Here is a 15,373-nt window from a genome sequence, read left to right on the forward strand (position 1 = left end):
TCAACGCCCCTCCACAACATAAGAGACTTGCTTGCATGCACATGGAGCAAATCCGCAAGTACCGCAGATCGGGCGTGACAAGCTCTTTTCATGTTCCAAAGCCAAAATGAAAAGCAAACAGCTAACGGCATGCGCTAAATGTGATTCACCCGTTTCAGGGTCCACTGTTTGCCCATCCCACCAAGCATTTAGGTGTCGGTGAGCTGCATCGAAATAACGTGTTTCTGCATTGGCAACTTTGCGCCAATTGTCTTCTGAATATTTACGCGCACCGAATTCAAGTACATTGATTACGGGCGCAAGCGAACCTTTTGGAATTAACGAGAAACGCGGCTTCGCGTTATCAAATTTTTGACCTTCAGTCATTCGGCGTTCTCCTCTTGTGTGAGGTCTTCGAAATACCCTTCTGTTACGTAGCGTTCAGGGTAAAGAAGCTCTAACTCAGAGATTTCTTCGTTGAAAAACTTTGAAAGGTCTGCTGCTAGTTGTAAGGACGGCTTTTGATTGCCCTTTTCGATACGCGATAAGTTCCCCGCGTCAGAACCAACAGCCGCCGCTACTTCCGCAAGGGAATAATTATTTTTCAGTCTGATTTGACGAAGCGGTGTAGACATTTTTAATTACCTTTCATCCTACAATTAGACTCATGTTGCATTAAACGCAACAAATTATCAAGACTTGTTGCGTTGAAATTTATTGCGTCAAACGCAAACTTAATAATAAAATTTCTCAACAATGCTAAATAGCGCACATTTGGAAAAACACATGAAGGCCGGACTAGGTAATGCAATTAAGCAGTTGAGAGCAGCTAAAAAGATGAGCCAACAAGACCTTGCAGATAAGTTAGGGGTCGATAAGGGCAATGTTTCCCGCTATGAATCTGGTAAACAATTTCCCGATATAGATAAGCTCGAAAAAATTGCTTCAGCTTTTAATGTGACAGTGTCAGCGCTATTTGAAATGGCTGAAGGTATTGAACAGCCTAACGTTACAGGCCTTCGCAAAAACAATAAGCTCCCTGTACTTTCTTGGGTACAAGCAGGCGTTTGGACAAATGCAGAAGCTGTTGATTTATCAGAAGTAACAGAATGGTTGCCTGCACCCGATGATGGCTGTGAAGATTGTTTCTATCTAAAAGTAAAGGGCGTTAGTAATGAGCCTGAATTTTTAGAAGGTGATTATATTTTAGTAGACCCATCTGTTTATTATGCCGATATGCAATCGGGCGATGTAATCGTTGTTCGTAAACATTCTGATGCAACTTTTAAGAAATTAATCATTGAATCTGACGGCTCAAGATATCTTCAAGCCATCAATCCAAACTTTGTTCCAAACATCATTCCCTTAGACGAAGATTGTATTTTTGTGGGTCAAGTTATCGATTCAGTACGCTATGTATATCGTGCAAAACGCCGTACAAGATTTAGTTAAAACTTTAATTCATTAATTTTCAATGACCTGCTTTAAAAGCAGGTTTTTTTATGCATATTTTTAAAAAGTTGCACTTGACGCAACTTAATGTTGTGAGTAACTTATCAATAATGTTGAGACAAACGCAACAAGTGAGATAAAAACCATGACAACAGATATTCATACATGGCGCAGCCTAATCTGCCAAGACCTTATCAAAGCGGGTTTAACAAACTCAAAAGATATCGTTGCACAAGCTTCAAACATCGAAGTTTATGTATTTGGTGAAACCAACGCAGCAGACGCAAAGCCTGAAAGTAAAAACGCCGAAGTTAAAACTTCTAACCCTGCAAAAACTCAAACGGTTAAAGAAACCAAAGCAGAAAAGGTTGAAGAAGTACAAGAAACCAAATCTGAAACTGCACCAGTTGAAGAGCCGAAGGCCGAAGTTGTTGAAGAAACAACTAAATCAGAAATCACTGAAAAAGAAGTGAAAGACGCTTGTTTAGCAGTAGCTAAAAAAGACCGTGCTGCACTTTTAAAAATCTTAAGTGATATCGGCGTTACTACGGTTGCAACAATCCCTACGGATAAATACGCAGAAGTCATCGCAGCTTGTGAATCAGCACTTGCATAAGGAAATGCATATGAATACTCAAACCCATTTTTTAAATAAGCGAATCAAAGCCGTGTTTACAGTTGGTGAGTTAATTGGTTTTGCCCTTGCCCTGTTCATCATTATTGCCTTGGCAGTTGTAGCAGGCTTTACGGCAGCTCAATAAGGATTAAGTCATGACAGCACATGCAAAATTAAGTCCTTCTTCGGCTCACCGTTGGATGCGTTGTGCAGGTAGCGTAATTCTTGAAAAAGACCTACCTGACAGCAGCTCAGAGCATGCCGATCTAGGCACGGCTGCACATTTCCTTGCTTCGGAATGCTTAGAGCAAGGTAAGAATGCAGCGGATTTTGAAGGCCACACAATTGTCATTATCAAAGGCAACGCCCTTTGGATTGATGAAGCCACAGAAAGCCCTGTTTCTAACTTCTTCACAGTAGAAGCAGAAATGGTTGAGAACGTCCAAATCTATTTAGATGCGGTTCGTGCTCAAGCAGACGGCAACCAATTACTTGTAGAACAGCGTGTTGATTTTTCCGACTTCGTAGGTGCTGAAGGTTCTTTCGGCACAAGTGATGCAGTTGTTCTAACTGAAACTGAAATTCAGGTCCACGACCTGAAATACGGTAAAGGCGTAAAGGTTGATGCAGAAAGCAATGAACAACTTGCACTTTACGGTTTAGGTGCTTTGGCAACATTCGGAATGTTCGGCGACTTTCAACAAGTACGAATGGTTATCCATCAACCACGCTTAGGCTATCAGTCTGAATCTGTATTAACAGTTGAAGAGCTTTACGACTTCGCACGTGATGCTAAAGAAGCCGTTTCAGGTATTCATGCTTTAGAAATCGGTGTTGAAACAGGTGACGGAGCCGTTGTTGAAGAGTTTGACGGATATTTCAACCCTGGTGAGAAACAGTGCCACTGGTGTAAAGCAAAGGCAACTTGCCCTGCTTTACAAAAGCACTTGGTAGAAACCATTGCAGGTGAGTTTGAGGATTTAACCCAACTCGATTTGCAAGAAGAAATCACCAATGCAACGGCACAAGTTGTAAGTGCAACCAACGCTCAGCTTAGCCGAATGTATGCAGTTATCCCCCTTCTCGAAGGATGGATTAAAGCAGTCGATTCAACAGTTCATCAAAAGATGCATGCAGGTGAAGCAATACCCGGCTTCAAGATGGTTCAAGGCAAGAAAGGTAATCGCACTTGGACCGATGCAGAAGAAGCGGAAAAACTGCTTAAGAGCATGCGTCTTAAAACTGAACAGATGTATGACCTGAAATTAATTAGTCCAACAAAGGCGGAAGCTCTCAAGAAAGATGAAGCTATCGGCCCGCGCCAATGGACAAAAATTGAAGCCCTTATTACTCAGGCGGACGGTAAACCTACTGTCGCACCTGAAAGCGACAAACGTCCCGCTTTGGACATGAAACCACAATTTGAAGATTTAACAGTATCGGAGTAATAACCATGAAAATTCGTTTAAACAATGTACGCCTTGCTTTCCCTGCTTTATTTGAAGCTAAAACTGTAAATGGCGAAGGCGACCCCGCTTTCTCTGCGTCTTTCATTCTTGCTAGCGATCATCCGCAGCTTGATGAAATCCGTAAGGCGATGGACAAAATGGGTGCTGAAAAATGGGACGCTAAATGGCCTCAAGTTAAAAAAGAAATCGAAACCAAAGACCGTATGGCCCTACACGATGGTGACACTAAAGGCGATTACGAAGGTTATGCGGGTAACTACTTTATTTCAGCACGTAATAAAACCCGTCCAACAATTTTCGACCGTGACGGTAAAACACCGTTAGTCCAAGCAGACGGTCGACCTTATGCAGGTTGCTACGTGAATGCTGCAATTGAGCTTTGGTGCCAAGACAACAACTACGGCAAACGTATCAACGCATCTCTTCGCGGTGTGCAATTTCTGAAAGACGGTGAAGCATTTTCAGGCGGTGGCGTAGCGTCTGAAGATGATTTCGAAGACCTAAGCGCAGCTGATGAAGCGGAAGACCCTTTATTCGCATAAATAGATGAGTGAGCCAGTGCGTTAGGAGACCGGCGCTAATCGACAAGCCATGAGTGTCGATACTGGAAATAACCATGGCAGTAAACGATTTTGCACCTTGACTCAGAAGGCGTTTACCGCGGTCACTGCGATAGTGTGACCCGAATTTTTAAATCCTAAATGAGGAAAACAACAATGAATAATTTAACCGATGTACCTCAATTTCTTGGTGACCTAAAAAGCGGTGTAGCTGAAAAGCAATTAGGTCTATTCCTTTCAACTGTAGCAGGTGCCGTAGTGACTCACGGCAAAGTAGGCAAAGTTACTTTGGAATTAACCATTAACCAGATTTCTGACAGTAACCAAGTCGAAATTGCTCACAAGATCAGTTTCAAAGCACCAACCGAAACAGGTGACAAAAACGAAAACGCAAGCGGTAAAACCCCTATGCATGTTCTTCAAGGCGGCAAGTTGTCTTTAATGCCTGAACGCGTCAAAGCCGAAGATTATCTAAACGGCTAATCCCTTTCCTACCAAACTTTATAAGGTAAATAACACATGGAACAACTAAACGTAGACAAAATCGCAGCGTTAGCAATTGCAGCTCAAGGCAACTTACCTGTGCATGTTGATAGTACTGCTTCAATTGCAATTGTGCCTGAAGGTTTTAAGGTTCATAGCACTGAAAAATTTAACGCTTTGCGCGACCGTTTCCGCGGAACTTTCAATACTAATAATATTGATTCGTTTGTTGAATATGCAAAATCACGTGGCGTTGAAGGTTTAAAAAACTTCATTAACACCCGCGGCACACTTAAAGCCGAAGCGTTTTTTAATATCGGTAATGAAGCTGACCCAGGCCATGCTGACGACACAGCTGTTTTAGTTTTGGATAAAAAGCCTGAATTTATCGCTTTTGAAATTGCTAACACCCGCCGTTATAACCAAGAAGATTTAATCGATCTATTAGACGATTGGGCCGAGTTCATTACCCTTCAAGGTAAATCTACTGGCGAAGATGGGGCAACCTTAAATACCGTAATTCCCTTCGATAAAGGCATTCGCGCATTACGCAAAGTAAAAATTGCTAAAAACGCGGAATTAAACAGCCATGTTGCTGAAATGGGATACCAACGCAGTGCAGCAGAAAGCCTAGAAGCTACAGGCATTGATGAAAACTTACCTACTGCAATCGTGTTGAACACTGAAAGCTACAAAGGCTTGCCTGTTGAAGCAATCACCATTTCCCTACGTATTTCCGTAAATAACTCTGAACCTACATTTATTTTGCGTTTTGTAGGTAAAGACAACCACGACCAAAAACGTGCTGATCAATTTATCGAAATTCTGAAAGGAAAATTAGCCGAACTTGAAGGCGAATTCTATCAAGGTGTTTTCGAAGCATAACCCTAAAAGCATCTCGCATTACGCGGGTCGCTTTGGAAAGTGGATGTATTGCTGACCCTCTGCGTTCACTTTACCAAAGCAAGATAGGAATTATAAAAATGAGATATGGCTCTGTTTGTTCTGGAATTGAATCAGCCACAGTCGCGTGGCACCCCCTTGGCTGGACACCTTCATGGTTTTCTGAAATTGAAAAGTTCCCTTCAGCGGTTTTAGCGCACCACTATCCGAAAGTTCCTAATCACGGAGATATGTGCAATTTAAGCTTTTTTATTGAACAAGGCCTTATAGAAGCGCCCGACATTTTAGTGGGCGGTACTCCTTGCCAAGCGTTCTCAATCGCGGGCTTAAGAAATTCTTTGGATGACGGACGGGGCCAATTATCACTTGAGTTTGTGAGGCTTTTAAATGCAATTGATTCTGAACGAAGCACAAGAAATGAAGAACCCTGTGTTGCCGTCTGGGAAAACGTACCTGGGGTACTCAACACAAAAGACAACGCATTTGGCTGCTTTTTGGGAGCGCTTGCAGGTGAAGAGTGTGCGTTGCAGCCATCAGGGAAAAAATGGACAAACGCTGGTTGTGTGCTTGGACCACAACGACAAGTCTATTGGAGGGTCCTTGATGCACAACATTTCGGACTCGCCCAACGACGTAAGCGTGTGTTCGTTGTGGCAAGTGCTAGAACCGAATGCCTCAAAGAAATACTTTTTGAGCCCACAAGCTTGTGCAGGGATTCTTCATCGAGCAGACAAGCGGAACAAAAAAATCCCCGAATCATTGCTAAATGCCTTACGAGACGTGGCGCAGGTGGACAAAACCTAGATGCTGAAACAGCAATATTCGTAATTCATGGTACTCAAGACCCACTTGTCAATGAAGAGACGGCTCATTGTTTAGGAAGAAATAGAGGCCAAGAAAACGCAGTACTTACAGTAAATAAAGCCGCTGCGACACTTACTCGAGGATTTGGCGATCGAGGAATTGACGCTGATCAAATCACTAATGGTAATTGCGCTATTCAATTTAAAGGGGTGAGAAGACTTACACCAGTTGAGTGTGAGCGATTACAAGGTTTTCCAGACAACTACACAAATATCCCTAAAGCTCTTGATTCACATCGTTACGCAGCTTTAGGAAACTCAATGGCTGTAAATGTTATGAACTGGATAGGCGCGCGCATCGCTAAAGCATTAGGGGGTGTTTATGCCTGACATCCTTTGGCTTGACCTTGAAACATATTGCGAAGTGCCAATTAAAAACGGCACACACGCTTATGCAGAACAAGTTGAAATTACTGTATTTGCTTGGGCACTTAATGACGGCCCTGTTCATGTAGAAGACGTTGCATCTAACCCTTTATCAAATGAACTTTGCAAATTACTGAACAATCCAGACATAAAACTTATTGCTCACAATTCGCATTTTGACCGTACTGTTTTACGTCATGCTTTGCCGAAGATGGGCCTTGATATCGTTCTACCAATTGAACGTTGGGAAGACACAATGGTACAGGCATTAAGCCATTCGTTACCCGGTTCGCTTGATTCTCTTTGTGAGATTTTCAAGATCGATCAAGACAAGGCAAAAGACAAAGCAGGTAAACAGCTTATTCAGCTTTTCTGTAAGCCCCGCCCCGCTAATCAAAAATTGCGCCGCGCTACTGGTGAAACGCATCCGCTTGAATGGGCGCGTTTTCTTGACTATGCCAAAAACGATATTTTGGCAATGCGCGAATTGCACAAGAAAATTCCAAAGTGGAATTATCGCGGAGCTGAATTAGCACTTTGGCATCTGGACCAAAAAATTAATGACCGTGGCGTTTGTATTGACCTTGATCTTGTTGAATCTGCAATTGAAGCAGTAGACAAAGCGCAAAAAGGATTGGCAAAACGCACCGTTGCGTTAACCGATGGTGAAGTACAGGCAGCTACCCAACGCGATGCAATGCTTAAGCATATTCTTGAAGCGCATGGTGTTTCGCTGCCAGATATGCAGAAATCAACTTTAGAGCGCCGTATTAATGACGACTCTTTGCCACTTGCAGTTCGCGAATTGCTTGCCATCCGTTTACAGGCTTCAACTACCAGTACAGCAAAATACACTGCACTTGCTAAAGGTGTTAGCTCAGACGGTCGATTACGCGGAACTTTACAGTTTAACGGTGCATCGCGCACAGGACGATGGGCGGGCCGATTATTCCAACCGCAAAACCTACCCCGTCCTACGCTCAAGCAAGATGTAATTGACGAAGGCATCGAGACTTTAAAAATCGGCTGCGCGGATATGTTCTATGAAAACGTCATGGAACTAACAAGCTCTGCAATTCGCGGTTGTATCTGTGCGCCAGAAGGCAAAAAACTCGTTGTAGCCGATCTATCAAACATTGAAGGCCGCGCCCTAGCTTGGCTTGCGGGTGAAACATGGAAACTCAAAGCGTTCTATGACTTTGATGCAGGCGAAGGCCATGACCTTTATAAATTGGCTTATGCAAAATCGTTTGGTGTATCACCTGAAGACGTAGACAAAGAACAACGCCAAGTCGGTAAGGTTCAGGAATTGGCTTTAGGTTACGAAGGTGGTGTAGGTGCATTTTTAACGTTTGCAGCTGCATACGGCTTAGACCTAGACGACATGGCCGCACAAGCTTTTGACAGCATTGACCCAAGCATAATGAACGAAGCAATCCGCGCTTGGGAATGGCATAAGAAAGAAAAGCGCACCACTTTCGGTTTAAAGAAAAACACATGGTTAGTGTGTGATTCGTTCAAACGCTCATGGCGCTATGCGCATCCAAATATTAGTGCATGGTGGAATGAGTTACGCGTGGCAGCAATTAATGCCATTAACAACCCCGATAAGCCTTTTCCATGCCGCAAAGTTATTTTCATTAAAAAAGGCTCTTGGCTTTACATCAAATTGCCAAGTGGTCGTTTCCTTTGTTATCCGGGTGCAAAAGCGGACGACAACAGAATTTCTTACATGGGCAATAACCAGTACACACGTAAATGGGAACGCCTTTACACCTATGGCGGCAAGTTTGCCGAGAACATTACGCAAGCAGTTGCCCGTGATGTTCTCGGCCACAACATGCCGTTAATCGACAGTTCAGGATACGAAATTGATTTATCTGTACACGATGAAGTGATTACAGAAGCCGATGACATACCGGAATACAACCATGAACATTTATCGAGCCTGCTTGCTACCAATCCCGAATGGGCACTTGATTTGCCTTTAGCGGCAGCGGGCTTTGAGTCATATCGCTATAAGAAGGATTAGCACCATGATTAAATTTTCAATACCTTTGGCAACTTTAAAAGCTGCTGTTATTTGCTCAGCTAAAAAAGACGTACGTCACTATTTACAGGGCGTTGCTATTGACCACGGGCATGTTGTTTCAACCGACGGTCACAGAATGTTTTACGCAGAAGTTGAAGGACTAGATGCCAAACTTCAACAAGTCATTATTCCACGTGATGCTATTGAGTTTCTTGCAAAGAAAGCTACAGGAATTAAAGACATTAAAAAATTAGTAAAAGTAACCTTAGATGGACTTGACGGCACTTTGGAAGTGTCAGGTACAGATATAAATGAACGTTTTCGAGCATTTGATAATAAATTCCCCGCTTGGCAGCGTGTTATTCCAAAAGCTAAAGGCGATGAATATAAAGGCGAATACCCTACTTTCGATTGGAAGTATTTAGTCGATTTTCAAAAAATTGCAAAAACCCTTGGCGATAAAAGTTTGGTACCACAAGTCAAAGTAACCCCAACAGTCGGACCTTCAAGCGCTGCACACATCGATTTTCTAAGTACAGAAATCAAAAACGTACGTGCTGTGCTTATGCCTTTACGGGCGTAAACATGCGCGAATCAGTAATTGAAAAATATCTTGTGGACAAGGTCAAAGCCCTAGGGGGCGAAGTCCGCAAGGTTAAATGGATTAGCCGCAACTCTGCGCCCGACCGTCTGGTAATGCTAACAGACAATACTTTTTGGGCAGAGCTAAAGGCACCAAAGGAAAAGCCAACCGCAGCCCAAGCACGTGAACATGAACGCATGCGCAAGATGGGCCAACGAGTTGAAGTTATAGACAGCATAGAGCGAATTGAGGAGTTACTAGGGTGAACTTTACTAATAAAGAAAAGATTGCTTGCCCGAACTTAAATGAAATTGAGCAAGAAGCTCTTCAATTCATAAATGCAAATAAGGTCGCTTATACGCGCCAAATGTATAGCGCCCTTCGCATTAAAGATAAAGGACTAAGTCTGAATAAGTTTAGAAAGCTACTTCAGGGACTTAGAGAGCATCAACTTATTAAATTTATTCCTGCACAACAAGACAGCTTATCTGCTTGGGGTGCGAATAAGGCAGGTGAAAAATGACGGCTAAAGTTTTAGACCCTTGTTGCGGTTCTCGCATGTTTCATTTTGATCGTAGCAATCCAAATGTGACCTTTGGGGATATACGTAAAGAATCACATATTTTGTGTGATGGGCGCTCACTTGAAATCAATCCAGACATCGAAATGGATTTCAGAAACATGCCTTTTGAAGATGAGACTTTTCATGCAGTAGTTTTTGACCCACCACATTTAGTGCATGCAGGCGATAAAAGTTGGCTTGCTTTGAAGTATGGGAAATTAGGTGAAAACTGGAAAGAAGACTTGGCCAAAGGTTTTTCGGAGTGCTTTCGTGTGCTCAAACTAAACGGTATGTTGATTTTCAAATGGAATGAAACCCAAATTAAAGTCAGCGAAGTTCTAGCCTTAACAGATCAAAAACCGTGGTTCGGGCACCCAAGTGGTAAACGTGCAAATACGCATTGGATCGGTTTTATGAAATCGGAGCCAAACCCATGACTCAACCACGTAAATTCGTACCGCACGATTACCAACATTTAATTATCAACCACATTCTTGATAATGAACGTTGTGCTGTGTTCGCGGGAATGGGTACAGGTAAAACATCCTCTACGCTCACCGCTTTAGAAATTCTCGAATTGTTTGAGCCGGGGCCGACTCTTGTAGTCGCCCCTTTGCGAGTTGCTGCAACTACATGGCCCGATGAAGCTAAGAAATGGGAACACCTGCAAGATTATAAAGTTGTGGCGGTAGTTGGTTCACCTGAAGACCGTGTACGTGCTTTAAAACAAAAAGCAAATGCGTACGCAATTAACTATGAAAATCTACCATGGTTAATTGATTTTCTAGGCAGCAAATGGCCTTTTACAAAAGTGGTCGCTGATGAAAGCACAAAGCTAAAAGGTTTTCGTTTAAGACAAGGTTCGGTACGTGCACGCGCCTTAGGTAAAGTTGCACATACTCGAGTCAAACGATTCATTGAATTAACGGGAACGCCTGCACCCAACGGGCTTAAAGACCTTTGGGGCCAACTATGGTTCATTGATCGTGGTCAAAGATTAGGCACAAGTTTCAGTTCTTTTACAGATCGTTGGTTCCAACAAATACAAGTGGGCGTAGATCGTAACGCCGTTAACCTTGTGCCTTTCGATCATAGTCAAGGCGAAATTCATGCACGAATTAATGATGTGTGTTTGAGCATTGAAGCTAAAGATTATTTCAATATTAAAGAGCCAATTGTTTACCCGATCGAAGTAGAGCTTACAGGTAAAGCCCGTAAGACTTATGAAGAAATGGAAAAGGAAATGTTCATTGAAATAGCTGAAACTGTCGAAGTTGAAGCATTCAATGCAGCATCAAAAACAATGAAATGTTTGCAGATTGCTAGCGGTTCTATTTACACCGATGAAAACGGCACTTGGCACCCTATCCATGATTTAAAAATTCAGGCGCTTGAATCTGTAATTGAAGAAGCATCAGGCATGCCTGTATTGGTTGCATACCATTTTAAAAGTGACCTTGAGCGTTTATTAAAAGCATTTCCAAAGGGTCGCCATTTAGATAAAGACCCGCAAACGATTCACGATTGGAACGCGGGCAAAATCCCTGTGTTATTTGCTCATCCTGCAAGTGCAGGCCACGGGCTTAATTTACAAGACGGTGGAAATATCCTTGTGTTCTTTTCCCACTGGTGGGATTTAGAACAATACCAACAAATTATCGAACGTATTGGACCAACACGCCAAGCGCAAGCGGGATATGACCGCCCTGTTTACATCTATCACATCATTGCAAAAGGCACGATGGATGAAATCGTAATGGAGCGCCGTGAGTCTAAACGCGAAGTACAAGATTTATTAATGGAGGCAATGAAAAAGCGATGCGAAGTTTAATTGAAAAAGATACAGACGATTTACCAGAAGAAATTTTAATTAGTATTGGAGAAGTAGCGTAATGGGAAAATATATTGTTGTAGTTGAATCAGAGAAACCACCACAGATTTTTATACATGACGATGTACCAAACATCGGTAAAGTTTTAGAAATTAAAGCGGAGGAGATACCGAACCGTGTGCCGGCTTCTTGGTTAATGGAACGGTATAATTTATCGAGAAAAACCATTATCGATGAATTAAGGGCTTATAATCTAGGCGGAGACGGAAAGCACCTTTATAACCCTGCTACTGTCATGCCGATTTTAGATAATCTAAATAAGGCTAAAGCCCAAAGGCAAGCAAGACGCAAAAACTAACAAGGGGCTTTATGCCCCTTTATTCAACATCATTTTCCAAGAAGCAATTCAACGGTAGCTTTTCCTTTCATATCATTAAAACTCGAATATTTAGTAGTGCTTTGAATAAAAGTGTTAAATTCATTATTCTCAGAAAGAGATGTATAATCTTCTACTGAAGAAATAGTTACACCCGCCTTTGAAAATAAATCGTTTAGATTTTCAAAAGGCGTATTCTTTTGAAAGAATTTTTCGGAAAGAATATCTTGAATTTTAACAGCTACAGACATTTTAAAAGCTCCTTATAAGTAATTCTAATAATAGTAAACAAAATAACTTATATTATGTGTAAAATAAATATTTTATTACAATAAAATTGCCCTGCCCCCACTGTGCCACCACTCTATTTTAAACAGTTGATTTAATTAAAGTATTACAACCTTGCCAAGGTTGGGGTCGCGAGTTCGAGTCTCGTTTCCCGCTCCAAGATTGAAAAACCACTTAATTTGAAAGAATTAGGTGGTTTTTTATTGGCTATTGGTTAGCCTTGGCTAGTCGAAATCATATTAAAGAAGCGTTGTATATTCTGCTACAACACCACCCTCTTTGTTGGCTAAATTTGCTATATCAATCTCAGTATGAGATGAGCCTTATATAACTTATTAGTAGACGAAAACATGTGACTACGGCCAAAACAGCTCCAACTGTACTAACTTTAACTGTGACAAAATAATTATAATTTAAATATTATTTAATAATGAATGTTTTCAGAGCTAAAACCAAATGTTAAAGTATGTAAATCCTGACTTTCAAATAAGTGATTTAAAAACAGGTGATTTGGTTATCGTTGTATACGACGCAAAAATAGGAACTACTTTGAAGAAATTGAACGTAGTAAGCAACAGGATGTTTTTAGAACCCTTGAACCCTAAATGGCACGAGAAAATCATTGAGCTTCGAAAAGAATGTAAATTGACTGGAAAAGTTGTTGGTTTGTATCGTGATATATAAAATCTAGACGGTAAGAATAATGACAGATGATATTAATAATCCTTTATTTCAACAACAGCGTGAAAAATCTGGTTCACAAACATTTAATAAATATAGATATCAATATCATTGGGCTCTACTACATGCTTTAGAGAAATATTCTTTAAATTTAGATCATGCTGTATTCGTAGAATTACATGAAGATGTAATATCTGTAGATTCTATTTCTAAAAAACCTTTAGAATTTGACTATTTTCAAATTAAATGCCTAACTGAAAAAAAATTATCTATACATAAAATTGCAGTTGCAAAGACTAATGGAGAAACAATATTTGGAAAAATTTTATCGAATTATAAAAACAATTCGTTAAGACCCAATATCAAAAGTCTTAATTTAGTTTCACAATTTGGATTTAGCTTGAATCTAGTTGATCCAAAAAAGAAACTAGATAAAATTAAAATTAATGATCTAATTGCTTCAGAAAAGGAAATATTAGAAAATTGTATTAAAGATTTAAATTTAGACTCTTCTCCCTCGGATATCTCTTTTATTACGCCAGCATTACAAGAAAATAATCAAGACAGTCAAGTAATTGGTGAAATATCAACTACGATAAACAAATTATATCCAAATAAAAATTTCAACCCTTGTTCTATTTACAACATTTTAATTAATAATTTATATAATAAAGGATGTGATACGGTAGACTATAAAAACTGGCAAGAAGCTTTAAATAAAAAAAGTATTACTTCAAATGAAATTAAAAAAGTAGTACATACTTTCATCGAAGATCCTTTACATGAAAATATTTTAAATGACTCTAAATCTATAATTAATGATTTAAAATTTAATAGTCTAAAAAAATAAAGATTCGAAATTATTTCAATAATTTAATTATAGACTTATATAATCCGACCTCGTACCATATTGAAGTAGAGAATATAATAAAGCCTTTGGTCGCTCATTTGGTTGAAGCTGGAGTAGATGATATAGAGGCTATTATAGAGGAAATAAAGATTCAAGTTTCCAATCATCCTAGGAAAGAATTACTAGATGTTGAAGATGAGCTTATCGCACATATAATTCTATATATACTTCAAATCATAGGATGATCCTAGACAGTATCGTGGACAACAAATCCCTCTAAATTCTTAAAATATTTCTTCTCAAAGGCTTCAGGGCTTAACCAGCCATTTGCAGAATGTCTTCTGACCCGATTGTAATAAATCTCAATATAGTCAAACAAGACAGCATTCGCTTCTTTTCGAGTGGCAAACACACTGCCATGGACCACATGACCTTTCAATGTATGAAAGAAGCTTTCAGTCACTGCATTATCCCAACAGTTTCCACGTCTAGACATACTCTGAGTACAATCATTTGTCAGTAACAGCGCTCTAAAATCACGACTACAGTACTGTGAACCTTGGTCCGAATGAACCATAACACCAGTTGGATAACCCTGACGAGCCATTGCATAGTTAAACGTATCACACACCAACTGGCGGTCTATTCGATGGCTGGTTTGCCACCCCACGATACGACGACTAAATAGATCCAGCATCACACATAAATACAGCCAACCTTGCTTGGTACGGATATAGGTAATATCCGTTGTCCAAACCTTGTTAGGCTGAATGACTGTAAATTGACGCTCTAACAGATTGGGTGCTGTAGGCAAACGATGGTTTGAATCAGTCGTATGCTTGTATTTACGCGCAATCCTGCTGCGTAAACCCAGATTTTTCAGCATTCTTCCAACAGTGCGTTCACTCATGCTGTAACCTAAATCATGCATGTCATGTACCAATGAAGGTGCACCCAATCGTGCATGATGCTGCCAATATACGGCTTTTAAATCATTATATTTCTCTACCGTATTGGCCTGACGTTTTCGCCAGGCATAATAGCCTGAAGTGCTGACACCTAGGTATTTACAGGCAGAAGATACCGTGACTTCATTCATATCTAGATCTTGAATTACCGTGTACTTTTCTTGGCATGATCTGTTAGAAAGTACACATGCGCTTTTTTTAAGATGTCATTGGCTTCCTTGAGCTGTTTGACTTCTTTCTCTAATTCCAAGATCCGCTGTTGTTCTGGTGAAAGTTGACGTTTGCTTGAACCCACTGGATTGGTTTCACGAATCCATTTGTCTAAAGTTGAATAACCCACACCTAATTTCTGGGCGATTGCAGCTATAGGCTCGTGTGAGTTTGAAAGTGCATAATCAATTGCTTGCTGTTTAAATTCAGCACTAAAACGTTTGGCCATTTCTTGGATCTCCAAAGTTAACGTTACGTTATCTTTAGAGGGAAGTACTGTCCATTATTTTGGCTAGGATCA

Annotated in this window: 20 protein-coding genes and 1 pseudogene; 17 read left to right on the forward strand and 4 right to left on the reverse strand. The window is 40.7% G+C overall.

The features are described 5' to 3' along the window. Nucleotides 1-366, reverse strand: a complete 366-nt coding sequence (locus MKL51_RS10880) for a dATP/dGTP diphosphohydrolase domain-containing protein (protein ID WP_270904303.1) — start codon at nt 364-366, stop codon at nt 1-3. Then, nucleotides 363-614, reverse strand: a complete 252-nt coding sequence (locus MKL51_RS10885) for a helix-turn-helix transcriptional regulator (protein WP_000106776.1) — start codon at nt 612-614, stop codon at nt 363-365. Before MKL51_RS10885 ends, MKL51_RS10880 begins: the two co-directional genes overlap by 4 nt. 151 nt (nt 615-765) lie before the next feature. Here MKL51_RS10885 and MKL51_RS10890 point away from each other — a divergent pair, with 151 nt between their 5' ends. The 15 genes from MKL51_RS10890 (at nt 766) to MKL51_RS10960 (ending at nt 12,057) form a co-directional block, all read left to right on the forward strand. Then, complete coding sequence (locus MKL51_RS10890; protein ID WP_000643565.1) at nt 766-1,431, forward strand: LexA family protein; 666 nt, start codon at nt 766-768, stop codon at nt 1,429-1,431. A gap of 145 nt (nt 1,432-1,576) precedes the next feature. Continuing rightward, nucleotides 1,577-2,047, forward strand: a complete 471-nt coding sequence (locus MKL51_RS10895; protein WP_270904304.1) for a hypothetical protein — start codon at nt 1,577-1,579, stop codon at nt 2,045-2,047. A 10-nt stretch (nt 2,048-2,057) separates the two neighbouring features. Next, the gene (locus MKL51_RS10900; RefSeq protein ID WP_264766781.1) at nt 2,058-2,192 is read left to right on the forward strand and encodes a hypothetical protein; all 135 of its coding nucleotides are present in this window, start codon (nt 2,058-2,060) and stop codon (nt 2,190-2,192) included. 10 nt (nt 2,193-2,202) lie between these two features. After that, on the forward strand, nt 2,203-3,495 hold the full coding sequence (locus MKL51_RS10905; RefSeq protein ID WP_270904305.1) for a DUF2800 domain-containing protein: 1,293 nt from the start codon (nt 2,203-2,205) through the stop codon (nt 3,493-3,495). Between the two features lie 5 nt (nt 3,496-3,500). Next, the gene (locus MKL51_RS10910; RefSeq protein WP_270904306.1) at nt 3,501-4,058 is read left to right on the forward strand and encodes a DUF2815 family protein; all 558 of its coding nucleotides are present in this window, start codon (nt 3,501-3,503) and stop codon (nt 4,056-4,058) included. A 174-nt stretch (nt 4,059-4,232) separates the two neighbouring features. Further along, nucleotides 4,233-4,559, forward strand: coding sequence for a hypothetical protein (locus MKL51_RS10915; RefSeq protein ID WP_270904307.1), 327 nt, complete (start codon nt 4,233-4,235; stop codon nt 4,557-4,559). Nucleotides 4,560-4,595: 36 nt separating this feature from the next. Beyond that, the gene (locus tag MKL51_RS10920; RefSeq protein ID WP_270904308.1) at nt 4,596-5,444 is read left to right on the forward strand and encodes a DUF2303 family protein; all 849 of its coding nucleotides are present in this window, start codon (nt 4,596-4,598) and stop codon (nt 5,442-5,444) included. A 98-nt stretch (nt 5,445-5,542) separates the two neighbouring features. Beyond that, nucleotides 5,543-6,655: a DNA cytosine methyltransferase gene (locus MKL51_RS10925; RefSeq protein WP_270904309.1), complete on the forward strand. Its 1,113-nt coding sequence runs from the start codon at nt 5,543-5,545 to the stop codon at nt 6,653-6,655. After that, nucleotides 6,648-8,723, forward strand: a complete 2,076-nt coding sequence (locus tag MKL51_RS10930) for a DNA polymerase (RefSeq protein WP_270904310.1) — start codon at nt 6,648-6,650, stop codon at nt 8,721-8,723. The genes MKL51_RS10925 and MKL51_RS10930 overlap by 8 nt, the downstream gene beginning before the upstream one ends. Nucleotides 8,724-8,727: 4 nt before the next feature. Further along, nucleotides 8,728-9,306, forward strand: coding sequence for a DNA polymerase III subunit beta (locus tag MKL51_RS10935; protein WP_270904311.1), 579 nt, complete (start codon nt 8,728-8,730; stop codon nt 9,304-9,306). Between the two features lie 2 nt (nt 9,307-9,308). Beyond that, the gene (locus MKL51_RS10940) at nt 9,309-9,572 is read left to right on the forward strand and encodes a VRR-NUC domain-containing protein (RefSeq protein WP_270904312.1); all 264 of its coding nucleotides are present in this window, start codon (nt 9,309-9,311) and stop codon (nt 9,570-9,572) included. Then, nucleotides 9,569-9,829, forward strand: coding sequence for a hypothetical protein (locus tag MKL51_RS10945; RefSeq protein WP_001011896.1), 261 nt, complete (start codon nt 9,569-9,571; stop codon nt 9,827-9,829). Before MKL51_RS10940 ends, MKL51_RS10945 begins: the two co-directional genes overlap by 4 nt. Then, nucleotides 9,826-10,305, forward strand: coding sequence for a class I SAM-dependent methyltransferase (locus tag MKL51_RS10950; protein ID WP_000125652.1), 480 nt, complete (start codon nt 9,826-9,828; stop codon nt 10,303-10,305). Before MKL51_RS10945 ends, MKL51_RS10950 begins: the two co-directional genes overlap by 4 nt. Beyond that, on the forward strand, nt 10,302-11,699 hold the full coding sequence (locus MKL51_RS10955) for a DEAD/DEAH box helicase (RefSeq protein ID WP_270904313.1): 1,398 nt from the start codon (nt 10,302-10,304) through the stop codon (nt 11,697-11,699). Before MKL51_RS10950 ends, MKL51_RS10955 begins: the two co-directional genes overlap by 4 nt. Nucleotides 11,700-11,760: 61 nt before the next feature. Beyond that, entirely contained in the window at nt 11,761-12,057 is a 297-nt protein-coding gene (locus MKL51_RS10960; RefSeq protein ID WP_017393705.1) for a hypothetical protein, read from the forward strand. Nucleotides 12,058-12,086: 29 nt separating this feature from the next. Here MKL51_RS10960 and MKL51_RS10965 read toward each other — a convergent pair whose 3' ends face one another. Continuing rightward, the gene (locus tag MKL51_RS10965; protein ID WP_000109632.1) at nt 12,087-12,326 is read right to left on the reverse strand and encodes a hypothetical protein; all 240 of its coding nucleotides are present in this window, start codon (nt 12,324-12,326) and stop codon (nt 12,087-12,089) included. Nucleotides 12,327-12,828: 502 nt separating this feature from the next. Here MKL51_RS10965 and MKL51_RS10970 point away from each other — a divergent pair. Next, a pseudogene (locus MKL51_RS10970) lies at nt 12,829-13,047 on the forward strand (LexA family protein); the annotation flags it as partial. A gap of 19 nt (nt 13,048-13,066) precedes the next feature. Further along, entirely contained in the window at nt 13,067-13,894 is an 828-nt protein-coding gene (locus MKL51_RS10975; RefSeq protein ID WP_240303540.1) for a dsDNA nuclease domain-containing protein, read from the forward strand. 247 nt (nt 13,895-14,141) lie between these two features. On the opposite strand, the gene MKL51_RS10980 is transcribed toward MKL51_RS10975, so the two are convergent. Continuing rightward, a protein-coding gene (locus tag MKL51_RS10980; RefSeq protein WP_085945698.1) for an IS3 family transposase occupies nt 14,142-15,301 on the reverse strand; the annotation gives its coding sequence in 2 pieces (ribosomal slippage) (nt 14,142-15,067 and nt 15,067-15,301; 1,161 coding nt in all). Between the last annotated feature and the right edge of the window lie 72 nt (nt 15,302-15,373).

The organism is Acinetobacter sp. AOR18_HL (assembly GCF_027855145.1).
GTDB lineage: Bacteria > Pseudomonadota > Gammaproteobacteria > Pseudomonadales > Moraxellaceae > Acinetobacter > Acinetobacter pittii.